This is a genomic window from Providencia sp. NPDC089933 (genome assembly GCF_049545585.1).
In the GTDB taxonomy this organism is placed as follows: Bacteria; Pseudomonadota; Gammaproteobacteria; order Enterobacterales; family Enterobacteriaceae; genus Providencia; species Providencia huashanensis.
The window spans coordinates 238,548-256,573 of sequence record NZ_JBMWDT010000002.1 but is presented as its reverse complement, the minus strand read 5'-3'; the positions used below and the strand labels follow the sequence as shown (position 1 = coordinate 256,573).

Genomic DNA, 18,026 nt, shown 5'->3' with positions numbered 1-18,026 from the left:
GTTTATATTGCGTGCAAAACATTCAACCTATACTGTTTTTACATAAAATTAACGTTAACAAGGCACAAATATGGGGCAGCAATTAGGGCGTGATGATATTCGTGGTTATGCCTATTTTATTATTGTAGTTCTCGCAATAATCCAAGGTGTTATTATTGCAGCTACCACGGATTATTCTATCCGTTATGATAGCCAGTTAAGTACAACAACAGTGTATCTACCAGTCTTACTCGCTATTTTTGTTCCTTCGGTCATTAGCTACTTAATTACTAATGCGAAATCCGCCATTTTTTATCTCAATATTGCAATTACAGTCGGGTTAACTTGCTGGATTAACTACTGGCACGCCCAAGATTTTAAAACGCCAACAGAAGCAGACCCATTTTTTGCCTTTCTCACTCTGACTGTTTTATTCTTTTTCATGTTGCCATGGATGCAAATGTTACAAACAAGCGCAACATGGAAAATCAATTACAGTTGCTTAATGGGTTTATATATTAAAAATACTTTCCTAGGTATTTTATCCTCTGCCATTGGTGGGCTATTAGCGCTAATTATAAAGCTAGCTAGCTTTTTATTTGGCATTGTAAACCTCAATTTTTTGCACGATATCCTAGATAACGAATTAGTCTATTGGGCAGGCTTTGCTCTTGGATTCAATATCAGTTTGGTCTTTTTAAGGGCTGTACTTGATATTCAACTTAGTAATTTTGCCAGTTTTATTGCTCGATTTTTCTTACCGTTGCTTAACCTAGTCGCTGCCATTTTCTTAGTGGGTTTTGTGATTTCATATTTCTCAGGTTTAGCCTCCGTCGGTCTAGGTTCGGCAGTCATGCTGTGGTTTATTATCCTGAACCTTATTTTTATTAACTTCGTATATGGTGATGGCAGTACACAATACCGATTCCGTCCGGGGCTAAATGGTTTTGTTCTCCTTAGCATTATTCTGCTCAATGCATTTTCAGCACTGTCTCTATACGGGATCATTGCACGTGTTAACCAATACAGTTGGAGCATTGAGCGCTTATACGCTTTCACAATTGCCTTGTTTTTATCCGCTATTGTCCTTGCTTATAGCCTTGCAATTCTTCGCAAAAAAACAGCATGGATGGCATCTCTAGGTACTATCAACAAAGTCGGTATTTTGTCTTTGCTAGCGATTATTTTGGTCATTAATAGCCCGATTGCCGATTTTAAAAGGATCACGGTCAACAGTATCATAGCGGGGGTTGAAAACGGCAAAATTAAGGTAAATAGTTCTTTAGCATACGACTTAAAGCATTTAGGTGAATATGGGGAACAAGCCTATAAACAATTAGATAAAAACCCAGAATACACAGAAGCGTTTCAAACTAGCCCATACAATGAAGAACAACGTAAGCCATTGAAAGGTGTGTTAATACAAGCTAAAAACAGCCCTAAATTACCAGATAGTTGGTTTGACCTCGGTGAAAATCTCACCGGTGAATGGTATTGCACATCACAGTATGAGCCATACTCATGCATGGGCTTTATGGCAGACGCCAACCAAAATGGACAAAATGATGTTGTTATGTGTTATACCTACCCCACCAGTGCCAGTATTGAATGCAATATTTGGCAACAACAGGAACAAAGCTGGGAGTTAGTCGATAACCAAACTCGTTTGTTTAATACTGTACAAGCGAAAGACAAAGCTTGGGATAATTTATTAGACGGACATTTTCAATTAAAACCTAAAGAATGGTTAATGATTGACCCTACCCCTTAGTTTTTTCTAAAAATGTAGATGGCTTAACAGAATGTCATTTAGCCATCTACATATCAAATAAAAATACAGTAATATCTCAACCAACCTCATCTTTTAAGACTGACTGAAATATTAAATTTACCTTTATAAAACAATTTAATAACAAAACACAGTTCACTTTAAATAAGGTGCTTTTATTATGTAACATATCCTAATGAAGCTGTTATGATGGAGCCTAAATAACTCGAATTACCGAGCAAGATCAAAAATACTGGTTTTCATATCGTCATTAATTATGTTGCTAGGTCACTCTATTATCTTTCTTGTGCAGTTTAAAATAGGGACTAGCGCAATATAGTAATGATGAAAGCGACGTTAGGTTGGCATAATCTAACTACACTCAATAACATTAAAACTACACCTGCTAACTAAATCATTATGGATAAATCAAGACAGACTGAATTGGTACGTTGGTTAAAACAACACAGTGCTCCCGCGAAGCGCTGGTTGCGGATCTCTATGCTGTTGGGCATGCTTAGTGGCTTACTGATTATTGCTCAAGCGTGGTTTTTAGCCGTTATCCTACAAGCATTAATTATGGATGGCACTCCACGGGAACAACTTGTAACGCCTTTTATTCTACTAATTAGCGTCTTTATTCTTCGTGCAATTGTCACTTACATACGAGAACGTATTGGCTTTCGCTGTGGGCAAGTTGTACGCCAAGAAATCCGCACAATGGTGCTAGATAAACTCCAAGAATTAGGCCCCGTTTGGGTCAAAGGGAAACCAGCGGGAAGTTGGGCAACCATTATTCTTGAACAAATCGAAGATATGCAAGACTACTACTCCCGCTATCTACCTCAAATGTATTTAGCGGGTATTATCCCCATCATGATTTTGATTGCTATCTTTCCCTTTAACTGGGCTGCTGCGTTAATTTTATTCGTGACCGCACCGCTTATTCCTATTTTTATGGCATTAGTTGGGCTTGGCGCTGCGGATGCTAATAGGCGTAATTTCATTGCATTAGGCCGCCTCAGCGGTAGTTTTCTTGATAGGTTGCGAGGCCTCGATACTTTACGATTATTCTTCCGTGAAAAAGCAGAAATTCAGCAAATTCGTGAGTCAACTGATGATTTTCGCTCTAGAACCATGGAAGTACTGCGGATGGCCTTTCTCTCTTCTGGGGTCCTCGAATTTTTTGCGTCAATTTCTATTGCGGTTGTTGCCGTCTACTTCGGGTTTTCATACCTTGGTGAAATGAACTTCGGTAGCTATGGTTTACCTGTCACACTGTTTGCGGGTTTTTTAGCTCTCATTCTTTCCCCTGAATTCTTCCAGCCATTGCGTGATCTCGGCACATATTACCATGCGAAAGCCCAAGCGGTTGGAGCTGCTGAAACGTTAGAAACATTGCTAAATAGCGAGGGGGAACAAAAAGCCCAGCAAGGTACAAAAACCCTCCCAAATGAACCTATTCGTATCGAAGCCAAGCAGCTAGAAATTTTATCGCACGATGGGGTGTGTCTTGCAGGGCCATTAGATTTTAGTATTGAACCACAGCAACGTATTGCTTTAGTAGGCCAAAGCGGTGCGGGCAAAAGCTCTCTACTCAATCTACTATTGGGTTTTTTACCCTATAACGGCTCAATCACGGTAAATGGCATTGAATTAAGTGAATTATGCCCCGATAAGTGGCATGAATTGCTTGGCTGGGTTGGGCAAAACCCACATCTACCCGAACAAACACTGATTGAAAATATCTGTTTAGGTAAACCTAACGCTTCTGAAGCAGAAGTTAAACATGCTATTGATAATGCTTATGTCTCTGAATTTTTACCGCACTTACCTGATGGCTTAAATACACGGCTGGGCGACTACGCCGCTCGCCTTTCTGTTGGGCAAGCACAACGAGTTGCTGTTGCTCGCGTTTTATTGAAACCATCGCGTTTATTGCTGTTAGATGAGCCCGCCGCAAGCCTTGATTCTCATAGCGAACAACGGGTTATGCAAACACTAAACCAGCTATCAGAGCAACAGACGACCCTGTTAGTCACCCATTTACTGGAAGAAACTATCGATTACGACCAAATTTGGGTAATGGCTAATGGCCAAATCATTCAACGGGGTAATTACAAACAACTCAGTCAATCTGAAGGGGCGTTTGCCCAGTTACTTGCCCACCGCAGTGAGGAGCTTTGATAATGAAAGTTTTATTACCCTTCTTAGCCCTTTATCGCCGTCATTGGTTTTTGATCACCTTAGGCATTATTTTAGCCATTGTGACCCTACTTGCCAGTATTGGGCTGTTAACTCTTTCTGGTTGGTTTTTAGCAGGTACCGCAATTGCCGGTTTCCCTGGGCTGTACTACTTTAATTATATGTTACCTGCCGCAGGTGTACGTGGCGCTGCTATTTTCCGTACTGCTGGTCGCTATGGAGAACGCCTAGTTAGTCACGATGCGACGTTTAAAGTTTTAGCTCACCTACGTGTTTTTGCATTTAGTAAAGTACTTCCACTCTCCCCAGGTGGGATCAGCCGCTTTCGCCAAGGTGAATTACTTAACCGCCTTGTTGCCGATGTAGAAACACTTGATCACCTCTATTTACGGGTGTTATCACCAATTATCACTGCATTTTTCGTGACTTTCGTGCTGATTTTTGGCTTAAGTTATCTTGACCCTCGCCTTGCGTGGACACTGGGAGGGGTCATGTTATTTTTATTATTTACCATGCCAATAGTCTTTTATCGTGCGGGTAAACCAATTGGTCGAGAACTGACTGAATTACGTGGAAATTACCGCACTATTTTAACGTCCGCACTACAAGGGCAAGCGGAATTAACATTATTTGGCGCAACATCGCGTTTTCGCCAAACCTTGTGGGGGATAGAAAATAGCTGGCAAGCTCGCCAACAGCAACAAGCTGCGCTTACAGGGCTATCACAAGCGGTTATCTTGTTTGCATCGGGTATTACCGCAACATTATTGCTGTGGATGGCTGCGGAGCATGTAGGAGGTGATACAAAGCCTGGCGCATTAATCGCATTATTTGTTTTCTGCGCCTTAGCAGCCTTTGAAGCGCTAGGCCCAGTTGCTGTTGCTTTCCAACATATGGGCCAAGTTATTGCTTCTGCCACCCGAGTTTCACAACTGATGACAGCCAAACCGGAAGTGACTTTCCCTACCCAAAGCCATTCAATAGAAACACTAGAAAGCTTAGAGGTTGAAAATATTTCGTTTACTTATCCAGAGCAGCCTTTTGCTGTTCTGAACAATGTCTCCCTGTCTTTGACTAAAGGCCAACATTTTGCCTTGTTAGGTAAGACTGGCTGTGGAAAATCTACTTTGCTTCAGCTTCTTACCCGCGCATGGGATGTCGACAGTGGAAGCATTACTCTCAATGGTCATCCCATCAATGAGTTTAGTGAACAAGCGTTGCGCAGCGTGATGTCCGTAGTACCACAGCGCGTTCATGTGTTTAGTGATACTTTGCGTAATAATTTATTATTAGCAAAAGAACAAGCGACTGATGCAGAACTTAATGAAGTGCTTCGCCAAGTTGGGTTAGGTAATTTGTTAGAAAACGAATTAAAACTCAATGCATGGATGGGCGATGGTGGCCGCCAATTATCTGGAGGGGAACAACGCCGCTTAGGGATTGCTCGGGCACTATTACACAATACTCCATTAGTCCTTATGGATGAACCGACAGAAGGGCTTGATGCACAAACTGAGCAACAAATTTTAGCACTGCTAAAAGAAAAGTGTGCAGATAAAACCTTGATTGTCATTACTCATCGGATGCAAGGTCTAGAAGAAATGGATAACATATGTGTGATGGATGATGGTAAAATCGTCGAACAAGGCACCCATCAAGCGCTGTTAGATATGCAAGGTCGGTATTACCAATTCCGCCAGCGCCATTGGGTACAGCAACCCCTTTGAGGCGCATATGTACCAATTAGATGATGACTCCAATTTATTTCCTCCCGTGTCTGAAGCGATGCGGGAACCGAATGGTTTATTAGCCATTGGGGGAGATCTTTCATCAAAAAGGCTGCAAGCTGCTTATTATGATGGTATCTTTCCTTGGTTTAATCCTGGAGAGATGCCTTTATGGTGGTCACCAGACCCCAGAGCTGTGCTAATGGTGGGCGATTTACATATTAGTCGTTCAATGAAAAAAGTGTTAAAAAAACAGATTTATCGCATTACGATTAACACTGCTTTCAAGCAAGTTATTGAAGCTTGTTCTGTCCGTCCCGAAGGTACGTGGATTTTACCTGAAGTACAAGCCGGTTATCTGGCTTTGCATCAAGAAGGGATCGCGCATTCTGTTGAGGCTTGGCATGGATCACAACTTGTTGGGGGGCTCTACGGCGTGAACATGGGTCACCTATTTTGTGGGGAATCTATGTTCAGTAGAATGAATGATGCATCCAAATTTGCTTTTATTACATTCTATTTTCATTTTTTGCGCTATAATGGGCAGCTTTTTGATTGTCAGGTACTTAACCACCATACCGCCTCGATGGGCGCAAAAGAGATATCCCGTAGGGATTTTTTACATATTCTTTATCGGTGGCGTAACAAAGCGATTGACCCCGCCTGCTGGTTACCGCAATCGATTGAAATACCGCCAATTTTTAATTAGTGAAAATTGGTTTTTACAATAATTTTATTCCCCATGAAAAAATAAAGATCGTGTTAAAATGCGACACTTCTTTACTTAGTGCGGGTTTTTGGGCATTATCTTGCCCGTTAAAAATCACGGTTATTAGACTTAGAGGATTAGATGGCCAAAGAAGACAATATTGAAATGCAGGGCACAGTTTTAGATACCCTGCCAAACACAATGTTCCGTGTTGAACTAGAAAACGGTCACGTAGTGACTGCTCATATTTCTGGTAAAATGCGTAAAAACTATATCCGCATCCTGACAGGCGACAAGGTAACTGTAGAGTTAACTCCTTATGACCTGAGCAAAGGCCGAATCATTTTCCGTAGCCGTTGATATTCTCTTCAGGCAAGGCCTGACATTACCACAGGTGCATGACACACCTGTGGTCTATTTCGTCAGAATACCGCATCCTCCGGAGAGGCCTTGTGCACGCTACTGAAGCTGTATGTCAGTGTGTTACTTTTTTCATCAAGCCCGATACTTACAGAGCCGCCATTGGTTAATGAACCAAATAGCAATTCATTTGCTAATGGTTTTTTCAGGTTATCCTGAATTACGCGCGCCATAGGTCGGGCGCCCATTGCTTTATCATAACCTTTTTCACATAACCAACGACGAGCCGCTGAGCTCACCTCAATGGATACCCCTTTCTCATCAAGTTGTACTTGTAATTCAACAATAAACTTATCAACCACTTGCGTGATAATCTCAGGCGTTAACGAATTAAACCAAATAATGCCATCTAGACGATTACGAAACTCTGGAGAAAATACTTTTTTAATCTCAGACATCGCATCAGTACTGTTGTCTTGGTCAGCAAAACCAATGGAACGACGTTGTGTTTCTTGCACACCAGCATTGGTTGTCATCACCACCACTACATTACGAAAATCAGCCTTACGGCCATTATTATCGGTTAATGTGCCGTGATCCATTACTTGCAGCAGAATATTAAACACATCAGGATGTGCCTTTTCGATTTCATCCAATAACACCACTGAATGTGGATGTTTAATAACAGCATCAGTCAGTAAACCGCCTTGGTCAAACCCGACATAGCCCGGAGGTGCACCAATTAAACGACTAACTGTGTGGCGCTCCATATACTCAGACATATCAAATCGTAATAGTTTGATATCTAGTGCTTTAGCTAACTGAACGGTGACTTCTGTTTTACCAACCCCAGTTGGACCTGCAAATAAAAACGAGCCAACAGGTTTATTGTCTACCCCTAAACCTGCTCGATTCATTTTAATGGCTTCCGATAATGCATTGATCGCATTGTCTTGGCCAAATACGAGCATTTTCAAACGCGAATCAAGGGTTTTCAGTTTGTCTTTATCACTCGATGAAACCGTTTTTTCTGGGATACGTGCAATACGTGCCACCACGGTTTCTATTTCAGGTACACCAATGGTTTTTTTACGCTTACTTGGTGCAATAAGCCGCGTACGGGCTCCAGCTTCATCAATAACATCAATTGCTTTATCTGGTAGGTGCCTGTCTGTGATGTATTTAATAGATAAATCCACAGCAGCTTGGATAGCTTTAGCGGTATAACGCACATCATGATGCGCTTCATACTTAGGCTTTAACCCAGTGATGATACGAATAGTTTCTTCTGGTGTAGGTTCAACAATATCAATTTTTTGAAAACGACGCGCTAACGCCCTATCTTTCTCGAAAATACTACTAAACTCTTGATATGTCGTTGAGCCAATGACTCGAATACGCCCACCTGATAGCAAAGGCTTAATCAAATTAGCGGCGTCAACTTGGCCACCGGATGCAGCACCCGCACCGATAATCGTATGTATTTCATCGATAAATAAAATACTCTTCGGGTCTTTTTCTAGCATTTTTAGCAGCGCTTTAAAGCGTTTCTCAAAGTCCCCGCGGTATTTGGTGCCCGCTAATAATGAGCCAATATCTAATGAATAAATAGTGCAACCTTTCATCACTTCTGGGACATCGTCTTGCTCAATACGCCACGCTAAGCCCTCTGCGATTGCTGTTTTACCAACGCCAGACTCCCCGACTAATAGTGGGTTATTTTTACGGCGGCGACATAGCACTTGGATCGTACGCTCTAATTCTGCCTGCCGTCCCACCAGTGGGTCGATATTCCCTTTTTTAGCCTGCTGGTTCAGGTTAGTCGTGAAGTTGTCCATATGGTCTTCTGAGACCGGCTGTTCCTCATTTGGAGTACTACTCGGGGAAATATCTTGTTCAGATGAAGGCCCCTCACCTTTTACTGTGCCATGAGAGATATAATTGACGACATCTAAGCGACTGACATCATGCTTACGCAATAAGTATGCCGCTTGAGATTCTTGTTCACTAAAAATAGCGACTAAGACATTCGCACCACTGACCTCGTTGCGCCCAGATGACTGCACATGAAAAACAGCTCGCTGTAATACACGTTGAAAACTCAGAGTAGGTTGGGTGTCTCTGTTATCATTTTCGGGTAACAAAGGTGTAGTTTGCGCGATGAAGTGTTCCAGTTCTTGGCGCAGCGCGACAAGATCAACCTTGCAAGCATCTAGAGCTTCGCGCGCAGAGATATTACTCAATAACGCCAGCAATAGGTGCTCTACTGTCATAAACTCATGGCGGCTATCTTTCGCTTTTGTAAAAGCTACATTTAAACTAAGCTCCAGTTCTTGATTGAGCATAAGCACCTCCCAAAATTGATATTAAACCAGTCAAACTTTCTCTATAGTGCAAAGCAAAGGGTACTCATGTTCACGAGCAAAAGTATTGACTTGCGCCGCTTTTGTTTCAGCAACCTCTGCGGTAAAAATTCCACAAACTCCCTTTCCTTGAATATGGACATCTAACATTATCTGTGTAGCGCGTTCTTCATCAAAAGAAAAGTATTTTTGTAACACTTCGACAACAAAATCCATCGGAGTATAATCGTCATTATTTAATAATACCTTATACATCGATGGTGGCTGTAAGGTTTGCTCTACTTCATCTTTAAAAATGACGTCTGTTTTAAATGTGCCCAGAAAATCGCTCATTACTTTCTTGCTCAGTCTTACTAAATGTTAAATTTCAATTTTAGCATAGTCTTTATTATCAACGATTTCACCAATCAAGTTGATAATGCCATCAAACTATACGGTTAGATTAGTATGTCATTTTTTATCATATGTACTATAAACCACAGTGTAGCATGGCAATCGCCCTCACTTCTATGATTTGCAATCTGTGAGCCATATCAAATATCACAGAAAATAGCCGTCAATGCTTATCGAATTCTTAACACTTTACCATAATTACTGAGACTCGCCTCTTGACCTTATAAGGCAATTTACTACAGTATGTTTTACGAGCAATCAACAGAGTATTTATACTTAGTTGTTGTGTGTATTTTATACATGTCTGTAAAACACTATTTGCAAACCTAAAGGATAAAATATGGAGACGGGTATCGTTAAGTGGTTCAATAACGCAAAAGGCTTTGGTTTTATTTGCCCGGCTGATGGCGGAGAAGATATTTTTGCTCATTATTCCTGCATTAAAATGGATGGTTATCGGACTTTAAAAGCAGGTCAAAAAGTGCAATTTAGCATAACGATTGGGCCAAAAGGTAATCATGCGGATCTGATTATTCCAATTGAAGTTGAGAGTACTCTTCCTGATAATACTGAATCAAATTAATACGTTGTACAATTTAACACTTTGTGCAATAGAGCACAGTTAATTATTTCAATATCATTGATGACGTCAATAATTAACTGTGGCTATTTATAACTTAACTATCAGATAATGGTTTTTTAGCCGCACAACCACCCGCTGTTTGCAGATGGGTCATATCACCATACAATGACGTTAATAATGCATATTGTTCAACGTCATAAAACTTACATTGGTTTTCTGTAAACGCTTTTGCAACTTCAATCATAAATTTTACAGCCGCCGCAATATCAACTTCATGGCTAGCCCCTGTGGAGCAACCCGGTACGACGGTATCTGAGCAAATGGCCACACCAACAACAGGAGCTGATGTTGACACCGCAGGTTGTAAAATACTATTAATATGATGAAGGCCATTGCCGTAAGGCGTTATGTCTTGAATAGATAACGGGAACGTGACTGCCTTTTGCCCACTACTCCACTCCATTAAGCGGATCAAATCTTCAGACACAGGCAGGATATAACCACTTTTTACTGTAGGGGATAACGCATACCCCTTGTGGTTCAGTAAACGATTCCCTTTTGTCGTATCTACCGACAAAATTGCATCCGCCTCAGGAATTGCTTCATGCTGATTCATCGTCGCATCTTCAAGGGGAGAATCCATAAAATCAACAGGTGTATGAGGCCGCGTTGGGGCATTAGGGCAAATATGAGTTGTGATAATCACATCCCCTGCCAGTTTGTCCCCCTTTTCATGCATTTCTGCTAACTTAAGACCTGCCGCAACTGCAGCTATGGCACCATCAGCATCAGAAACAACACCAATTCGAGATGGCCTAGCACCAATACCACCTAAGCGGCCGATAATCCCCAGTGTTGGAGCACCTTTACCTTGTGATTTACCTTGTGTGCCAGGAATATGAATACGGACAAAATCACTTTGACCTTTAAGATCCTTGACTGTTTTAGACGTGACATTAATTTGTGGGAAACCCTGGAATAATGCAACAATGTCTTCACCCCTAACACTAGCGCTATCGATTAAATCGTAAACGCAAAGAGTTTGTTTTAGACTCATTGTATTTCCTTCAATTTTAATTATTTTTTATAAAAATGAAGGGCTACTTTGGGGATAACTAGCCCAATAAAGCTAGGTTTCCCCATTTCACCCCATGTGAAACCACTTATTGCTGAGGTCTCACCTTTTCCTGATGAAGGCGTTATTCACGCACTTAAAATAAAGTACTAACGATATAAACTGCTTATAATTTACTCTTTACTTTCACTACTTACTTTTACTACCTACTTTACTACATGACATAATTTCACTACTTTTTGATACTTTTTTGTAGCCAGTAAGGGTCGCCAACCATACAACCTAGATAAGCAGCCTTATGGCAAAGATTAGTGGATAATTGCTCCATAACCTCTTTGTTCATCTGCATTTCAGGCAAACTTAAACACAGTGCATATAATGAATTTTGCGATGGGTCAAAAACGGTACTGGATACAGAAGCAACACCAGCTACAGATTCATTCATCGAGAACTCCCAGCCACGCTCAGCAATAAGGTTCATTTGTTGAATCAACCTTTCTTGCTCATCTTTTGACTCACGACTAATAATTTCTGACCTTTCATTCAACGGTAGCCTAGATAACAACGCACGCCCCGTAGAAGTACCAAGAATAGGCAAACGAGTCCCCGGCTGGGTAACCACTTGCAACATACTATTGCCAAAACGCGCATGGACAACACGCACCATGTCATCATCAAGTGCGGATACATAGCTGGTAAAACCGCTATCTTTAGCAAGCTCATCAAGCGCTTCAAGCATCATATCGATTAAAGGGTTCATCCCCCTCGCTCGGTGAGCTAATTCCATAATCAATAAGCCAGGCCGATAAATTGGCGCATTATTTTTCTTTTCTAACAGCCCTAGTTCTGCCATCTGTTTTAAAAGGCGTGATGCGGAGCTCTTTGGCATACCTAATTCATTTACCAACGTTGTTACTGTTAGCTCAGCGCCTGTACGCAGGAACAGTTGATAAACATCAACGACACTAGATAAAATACTCATGACCCTAAACCTTGGGTTAATACACCGTAACTTTGTGGTTTTCTATCTCTTAGATAAGGTACTTTAAGGCGTGTATGCGCTTGGTCTAAGAAATCAATTTCACCAATTAATAGCTCTTCACCTGCATGAGTTGCTTCATAAAGAACTTGTCCACGAGGGCCTAATACCTTGCTTCCACCAAATAAATGGAGGTCTTCTTCATGGCCCCAACGGTTTACAGCAAGTAAGTGGGTACCATTTTCCAGTGCTCGACAAGCGCTGTTGATATCCCAAACGTCTTTATCTTGTACACACCATGCAGAGGGGGCTAATAACAATTCGGCCCCTTGTAGCGTTAAAATACGAGCGACTTCAGGGAACCCCATGTCATAGCAGATCATGATGCCAATTTTCCCTATTGGTGTGTCAAATACAGGGAAGCTGTCACCACGACCAAACCACTGTTTTTCTAAACCAAAAGCATGGACTTTGCGAAATATACCGCTAATCCCTTTACACCCTGGGTTCCAAACCCCCACAGAGTTATATATGTCACCTAAATAGTCGCCACGCTCAACAAAACCGCTAACGATGGTAATATTAAGGCGGGTCGCAAGTTCACTAAATAAGTTATAGGTTTCGCTGCCCTCTGAATCACTTAAGTCCCAGAGTTTTGTAGTTAATAAATCACCACGATAACCTGTTGTTGCTAATTCAGGGAAACAAACCAGCTTCGCCCCTGAATCAGCAGCTTGTTGGCACATTAGCGCCATGCGCTGCAAATTATTCTGCTTATTACCGAGTTCAGAATTAAACTGAGCCAAAGCAACTTTAACTTTTGTACCTGACATTGCTTAATCCTTATCCAAATTAGAGACTTGGCGAAAATGCACAGCTTCAACACCTTTTGCTTTTGCCTGCCAGCTCATGGCAACCCAATAAGCTATAGCCCCCGTAACTAATGAGTTAAGTGCTGGAATACCGTAATCTGCATTAAATGGCCCTAACTCTGATGTTCCCCATCCGACTATGACGGCAATTAACCAGACAATTAAAGTAATGGGGTTATACGCTTCGCAACTAGGCGGCAATATGCCCTGTGCACGCGTAGTATCTAGCTCTTTGCGGTCTCGTTTTAAGATATAGTAGTCAACAACCATAATCCCTGCGACAGGAGGGATTGCTATTCCAAGGTAAATTAAGAAGCCAATAAAATTGTCTAAAATCCCTAACATTGAAGCGATGGTCCCAAAAATACCAATCACCCACGTTAAATAACGGCGGTCAAAACGTTTATTAAAAATCGCATTGAGTAGTGTTGAGAAACCTAAAGATGATGAGTATAGATTGATATCATTCATTTTTATTGTTGAAAAAATAACAATCGATGCACCTAATAGGCCAGTCAATGCCATCATTAAATCAAACACTTGGCTAGTACGTAATGAAAGTGCCATCAGTACCGCTATCATGTTTACCAGAAGCTCTCCAAAAAAAGTGCCGATGAGCGTCATCCAAAACACATCTTTAGGGGCTTTCATAAAGCGGCTGATGTCTGGTGTTGTCACCGCTGCAATAATAAAACCGCCAGCAACCATCGTGATTGCAGCTGGCATTGTCATTAGTGGCCCGGCGGGTTCAGTGTCATTGATAAGAGTACCAATATCCTGACCTGATAATAAATTATACGTCGCCCAACCTAATGCGAATAAAAATAGCGGCGTTGAGATATTTGCAGTAATAGATAAAAATCGATACCCATATACTGTAATAACCGTCACCGCAATACCTGTAATAAGTGACCAAGTCCCTGGTGTTAGCACGTTAGTCGCTTTATACATACCATCCGCGAAGAAGCCATTTTGTACGCCAAACCAACCCATTAAAGAAATGGCAATTGCGCCACCAATCAGAGCTGAACCTAACTTACCAAAACCCGCCCACCTAGAGAGTAGGCTAATCGACATACCTTCGCGACATGCAGCCGCCCCAAGCCCCCAACTGACTACCTGCAAAATTACAGAGCCAAGCATGGTTGCCCAAAACGCCTGCCAAAAAGTTAACCCGTACCCGAGCGCCGCACCTAACATGACTTGTGAAACACAAGCTAGTGCACCAATTCGTAGAATTAACACTTCATAGAATGGTCTACGAGCACTTTGGGGTACCCGAGCCAAAGAATAATCTTCACCTACTTTATTCGCCATATTCGCACCTGCTGTGTGGTTGTCTTTGCTTAGTTTTTTACTGGCTTTATTATAAGTTCCATTATATGGAACTAGGTTTCATTTATTCTACAAGCAAATAATATCCATGATCGCTACCAATTCGCAAGTAGAATTTATCTTTTCAGACAATATTTTTATTATGAAATATTTAAATAAATGAGGGAATACATATAGCGAGAAAAAATTTCATTGATAAATGAATAGGTTAAATTTGGAGCATTTAATTAGCAGAATTTAATCAAGGAACTCGGTTTCATTAAACGGAACTGTAACATGATGTAAATATATTCTTAAATAGGCAAAACTTCAATGCATGAATACCCTACTTATAAGGAAAATGATATCTATATTGATTGGAAAGGTCAGATATTAAACCGCCTTAAAAAACACTAAAGCAATTTCCTCTGTATTGTATAAACCAATACAGAGGAAAATATTAATAGGTTAATTACTCCCTCGCTAATGCATCAATCGGATTTAATCGAGCGGCATTACGTGCGGGTAAAAAGCCAAAAATAACCCCGATCGCTGTTGAACAAGCAAACGCACTCACTAGCGCCATAGGGTCAAAGGAAAAAGTCCAGCCGGGCAATGCCATTTGGGCCAATAAACTGATGCCATAGGACAATCCAATTCCTAGCAGCCCCCCCATTAAGCATACTAAAATGGCCTCAATCAAAAACTGCTGCATGACATCACTGGTCCTTGCACCCACAGCCATACGAATGCCTATTTCACGAGTTCGCTCCGTCACCGAAACAAGCATGATATTCATCACCCCGATCCCCCCGACCACGAGTGAAATAACAGCCACTAAAGTTAGGAATAACTGCATTGTTCTCGTTGTTTTTTCAGCTGCTTTAACAAAAGTATCAAGGTTAAAAGTAAATATATCTTGCTTACCATGACGCAATGTCAGTAAACGAGTTAATTGTTGCTCTACCGTTTTAGCGTCATAACCCTCTTTTACCCGAACCGTGAAACTATCATAATAAGGGCGATTAATAATTTTACTGTTCACTGTGGTATCTGGCAGCCAAATTGATAATGACTTGCTTGAGCCAAAAGCTGATTTTTTCTCTTCAAGCACCCCAATAACGGTAACAGGCATATTACCAACTAACAAAGTTTCGCCCACCACACGCTCTTGCTTAGGGAAAAATCGTCGTTTCGTGTTCGCATCAATCACAACAACTTGCGCACGCCTATCCACCATATCTTGCGTAAAATTCATGCCTTCTGAAAACTTTGACGCATAGACATCAAAATAACCGCGCCCAACACCTAAAAGCTGTGCCGCCGCATCTAAATTTCCCTTTCTTAGGCGAGTCGAACTATTGATTTCTCCTGAAATCGCATACACATAGGGTTGTTTTGCTAAGGCTTCAATATCTGCGGCTTTTAAAGACTGACGATTTTGCGCATCATCACTGCCAAAATCTTCCCCGGGATAAATTGAAATGGTATTAGTTCCAATTGATTTTATATCATTCAAAACCATATCTTGTGCTGCATCACCAATAACCATAATCGATACCACCGAAGCGATACCAATGATGATCCCTAACATTGTCAGCAAAGTACGCATTTTATTGACGACCATTGCACGCCAAGCCATCAATAAAGCTTCACTAAACCGACCATATACCTGACTTAAAGACAGTTTACGGCTAGCAGCTTTTGGTAACGAATTAGTACGAACAGCTGCTACCACCCCCGAATCACGAAGAATTTCACCATCCTTAATCTCAACAACCCGCTCCGCTTGCTCAGCTATTTTTGGGTCGTGGGTGACAATAATTACGGTATGCCCCTGAGCGCAGAGGTCTTTTAAGATTTTCATCACCTCTTCGCCAGAATGGCTATCGAGTGCGCCTGTCGGTTCATCAGCTAAAATGATTTGCCCACCATTCATCAGTGCCCTTGCAATACTGACTCGTTGCTGCTGGCCACCAGAAAGCTGACTAGGACGGTAGTTGATGCGTTCACCTAACCCTAAGCGTTGTAATAATTGCGCGGCTCGTTCGCGGCGCTGTGCCTTCCCTGCTCCCGCATATATAGCGGGGACTTCAACATTTTGCTCTGCACTTAAATGACTCAATAAGTGATAACGTTGAAAAATAAAGCCAAAATGTTCGCGTCGAAGCTCAGCAAGTTGGTCGTTATCTAAGGTGGCAATATTTTGCCCGTCAACGATGTAATCCCCTGACGATGGTTTATCTAAACAACCAATAATATTCATCAGTGTTGATTTACCAGACCCTGATGCCCCAATAATTGCAACCATTTCACCTGCATTAATTTTCAGTGAAACATTTTTCAAGACTGTAGTTTGGTTTTCACCTTCACCGTAACGGCGGGTGATCCCTTGAAGCTCAATTAACGCAGACATTTTAGTTCTCCGTGTCACTGTGCCCAATGATCACTTTGTCACCATCATTTAACCCCTTGACGACCTCCACATACACATCATTACGGCTACCAATCTCAATTTGTTTTTTCTCTGCTTTATCACCTTGCAGAATATCTACCTCATAAGTTTGTGGCGAAATTTGATCTCCCAATGCAGATAGAGGCAATAACAAAACGTTCTTACGTGAGTCTAATTCGATTTTGACCTGTGCCGTCATTTGTAATTTTAATAAATGTTGTGGGTTAGGCACTTCAAACCGCGCATAATAGAAAATAGCATCATTGATTTTTTCAGGTGTCGGCAGTATATCCTTTAGCTGGCCTGAAAATTTTTTATCTGGTGCGCCAAGCACCGTAAAAGATGCCTCTTGCCCTGGCTCTAAGTAAATTACGTCAGCTTCAGAGACTTCAGCTTTCACCAACATAGTATCCAAATCAGCAAGCGTTAAAATGGTTGGTGCCTCTTGGGCTGCGATTACTGTTTGCCCTTGTAATGTTTTAATAAAAGTAACAATACCGTCCATTGGTGCAGTAATTTGCGTGTATTTTAGGTTCGTTTTCGCGGTGTCTAAAGTGGCTTGGTTACGTTTAATTTGCGCTTGATAAGTCGCGACTTGGGCTTTTTTTACTTCAACGTCGGTTTTTGCTTTGTCTAAATCTTGTTGTGCGACCGCTTGTAACTTTGCCAAGCTAACATGACGCTGGTACGTGACTTGTGCCAAACGCAACTCAGCTTGAGCTAAGGAAAGGTTAGCTTCTAACTCGCGAGTCGTTGCTTCGGATTCAATCACATCATTTTGGGCTTTTTTAGGATCAATAACGGCAAGTAAGTCACCTTTTTTGACGTAATCGCCTTCTTTAACATATAACGTTTGTAGCTGACCACTTACTTGGGCTCCGACATCAACTTTACGTACCGCATCGAGTTTACCTGTAGCGAGAACTTGCTTATCCAAATCGCCTCGAGTGACATCAACGGTCTGAAAAACTTCTTGATCGTTATCATTAAAGAGAAACCCAGCGATACCAGCGGCAACAATAATTATCACCAAATAAAGAGGCCACTTTTTTTTAGGCTTTACCTTCATTTATACCTGCTTCCTATGAACAAAAAGAGGGCTGCGCCCTCTAAAATAACTTACTGTAAGATAACAATAATGTTTCAACTTAACATATTGGCTTAATTCAATATGTTCATAATATATAACTTAAGTTATCAATTGATTAAACACATAGCAGGCTAAACTTTTCCTAGGTTAAATA

The 18,026-nt window shown here is 41.4% G+C and carries 14 protein-coding genes; 6 read left to right on the top strand and 8 right to left on the bottom strand.

Going from position 1 to position 18,026, the window contains the following annotated elements; all coding sequences use genetic code 11:
* Nucleotides 1-70: 70 nt before the first annotated feature.
* From ACPEH5_RS04960 to infA, 5 genes are all read left to right on the top strand, one after another.
* Nucleotides 71-1,750: a DUF4153 domain-containing protein gene (locus tag ACPEH5_RS04960; protein ID WP_048606565.1), complete on the top strand. Its 1,680-nt coding sequence runs from the start codon at nt 71-73 to the stop codon at nt 1,748-1,750.
* A 417-nt stretch (nt 1,751-2,167) separates the two neighbouring features.
* Complete coding sequence (gene cydD, locus ACPEH5_RS04955) at nt 2,168-3,934, top strand: heme ABC transporter permease/ATP-binding protein CydD (RefSeq protein WP_281110658.1); 1,767 nt, start codon at nt 2,168-2,170, stop codon at nt 3,932-3,934.
* 2 nt (nt 3,935-3,936) lie between these two features.
* Nucleotides 3,937-5,679, top strand: a complete 1,743-nt coding sequence (cydC, locus tag ACPEH5_RS04950; RefSeq protein ID WP_166685337.1) for a heme ABC transporter ATP-binding protein/permease CydC — start codon at nt 3,937-3,939, stop codon at nt 5,677-5,679.
* Nucleotides 5,680-5,686: 7 nt separating this feature from the next.
* Entirely contained in the window at nt 5,687-6,388 is a 702-nt protein-coding gene (aat, locus tag ACPEH5_RS04945) for a leucyl/phenylalanyl-tRNA--protein transferase (protein WP_042846511.1), read from the top strand.
* 141 nt (nt 6,389-6,529) lie between these two features.
* Nucleotides 6,530-6,748 (top strand): translation initiation factor IF-1, encoded by a 219-nt coding sequence (infA, locus tag ACPEH5_RS04940; protein WP_004244560.1) that lies wholly within the window; start codon nt 6,530-6,532, stop codon nt 6,746-6,748.
* Nucleotides 6,749-6,810: 62 nt separating this feature from the next.
* Here infA and clpA read toward each other — a convergent pair whose 3' ends face one another.
* Both clpA and clpS read right to left on the bottom strand, forming a co-directional pair.
* Nucleotides 6,811-9,093 carry an ATP-dependent Clp protease ATP-binding subunit ClpA gene (clpA, locus tag ACPEH5_RS04935; protein ID WP_129466733.1) on the bottom strand — a complete coding sequence of 761 codons (2,283 nt, stop codon included), beginning with the start codon at nt 9,091-9,093 and terminating at the stop codon, nt 6,811-6,813.
* Nucleotides 9,094-9,123: 30 nt separating this feature from the next.
* Nucleotides 9,124-9,444, bottom strand: a complete 321-nt coding sequence (gene clpS, locus ACPEH5_RS04930) for an ATP-dependent Clp protease adapter ClpS (RefSeq protein WP_042846513.1) — start codon at nt 9,442-9,444, stop codon at nt 9,124-9,126.
* 400 nt (nt 9,445-9,844) lie between these two features.
* Here clpS and cspD point away from each other — a divergent pair, with 400 nt between their 5' ends.
* A complete protein-coding gene (cspD, locus tag ACPEH5_RS04925; RefSeq protein ID WP_240133431.1) occupies nt 9,845-10,087 on the top strand; it encodes a cold shock domain-containing protein CspD in 243 nt (80 codons plus the stop codon).
* 94 nt (nt 10,088-10,181) lie between these two features.
* On the opposite strand, the gene ACPEH5_RS04920 is transcribed toward cspD, so the two are convergent.
* The 6 genes from ACPEH5_RS04920 to macA form a co-directional block, all read right to left on the bottom strand.
* Nucleotides 10,182-11,144, bottom strand: coding sequence for a DUF1177 domain-containing protein (locus tag ACPEH5_RS04920; RefSeq protein ID WP_206227282.1), 963 nt, complete (start codon nt 11,142-11,144; stop codon nt 10,182-10,184).
* A 250-nt stretch (nt 11,145-11,394) separates the two neighbouring features.
* A complete protein-coding gene (locus ACPEH5_RS04915; protein ID WP_042846516.1) occupies nt 11,395-12,144 on the bottom strand; it encodes an IclR family transcriptional regulator in 750 nt (249 codons plus the stop codon).
* Nucleotides 12,141-12,974 carry a nitrilase-related carbon-nitrogen hydrolase gene (locus ACPEH5_RS04910; protein WP_181469161.1) on the bottom strand — a complete coding sequence of 278 codons (834 nt, stop codon included), beginning with the start codon at nt 12,972-12,974 and terminating at the stop codon, nt 12,141-12,143. The genes ACPEH5_RS04915 and ACPEH5_RS04910 overlap by 4 nt, the downstream gene beginning before the upstream one ends.
* Before the next feature lie 3 nt (nt 12,975-12,977).
* Nucleotides 12,978-14,330, bottom strand: a complete 1,353-nt coding sequence (locus tag ACPEH5_RS04905) for a purine-cytosine permease family protein (RefSeq protein WP_042846518.1) — start codon at nt 14,328-14,330, stop codon at nt 12,978-12,980.
* Between the two features lie 469 nt (nt 14,331-14,799).
* On the bottom strand, nt 14,800-16,743 hold the full coding sequence (gene macB / locus ACPEH5_RS04900) for a macrolide ABC transporter ATP-binding protein/permease MacB (protein WP_166686735.1): 1,944 nt from the start codon (nt 16,741-16,743) through the stop codon (nt 14,800-14,802).
* Between the two features lies 1 nt (nt 16,744).
* Entirely contained in the window at nt 16,745-17,851 is a 1,107-nt protein-coding gene (macA, locus tag ACPEH5_RS04895; RefSeq protein WP_281110659.1) for a macrolide transporter subunit MacA, read from the bottom strand.
* Nucleotides 17,852-18,026 lie beyond the last annotated feature (175 nt).

Coding starts and splice junctions, on each gene's coding strand:
- ACPEH5_RS04960 (WP_048606565.1), top strand. CDS start 71: ATGGGGCAGCAATTAGGGCGTGATGATATTCGTGGTTATGCCTATTTT.
- ACPEH5_RS04910 (WP_181469161.1), bottom strand. CDS start 12,974: ATGTCAGGTACAAAAGTTAAAGTTGCTTTGGCTCAGTTTAATTCTGAA.
- ACPEH5_RS04905 (WP_042846518.1), bottom strand. CDS start 14,330: ATGGCGAATAAAGTAGGTGAAGATTATTCTTTGGCTCGGGTACCCCAA.
- clpA (WP_129466733.1), bottom strand. CDS start 9,093: ATGCTCAATCAAGAACTGGAGCTTAGTTTAAATGTAGCTTTTACAAAA.
- aat (WP_042846511.1), top strand. CDS start 5,687: ATGTACCAATTAGATGATGACTCCAATTTATTTCCTCCCGTGTCTGAA.
- clpS (WP_042846513.1), bottom strand. CDS start 9,444: ATGAGCGATTTTCTGGGCACATTTAAAACAGACGTCATTTTTAAAGAT.
- infA (WP_004244560.1), top strand. CDS start 6,530: ATGGCCAAAGAAGACAATATTGAAATGCAGGGCACAGTTTTAGATACC.
- ACPEH5_RS04915 (WP_042846516.1), bottom strand. CDS start 12,144: ATGAGTATTTTATCTAGTGTCGTTGATGTTTATCAACTGTTCCTGCGT.
- ACPEH5_RS04920 (WP_206227282.1), bottom strand. CDS start 11,144: ATGAGTCTAAAACAAACTCTTTGCGTTTACGATTTAATCGATAGCGCT.
- cydC (WP_166685337.1), top strand. CDS start 3,937: ATGAAAGTTTTATTACCCTTCTTAGCCCTTTATCGCCGTCATTGGTTT.
- macA (WP_281110659.1), bottom strand. CDS start 17,851: ATGAAGGTAAAGCCTAAAAAAAAGTGGCCTCTTTATTTGGTGATAATT.
- macB (WP_166686735.1), bottom strand. CDS start 16,743: ATGTCTGCGTTAATTGAGCTTCAAGGGATCACCCGCCGTTACGGTGAA.
- cspD (WP_240133431.1), top strand. CDS start 9,845: ATGGAGACGGGTATCGTTAAGTGGTTCAATAACGCAAAAGGCTTTGGT.
- cydD (WP_281110658.1), top strand. CDS start 2,168: ATGGATAAATCAAGACAGACTGAATTGGTACGTTGGTTAAAACAACAC.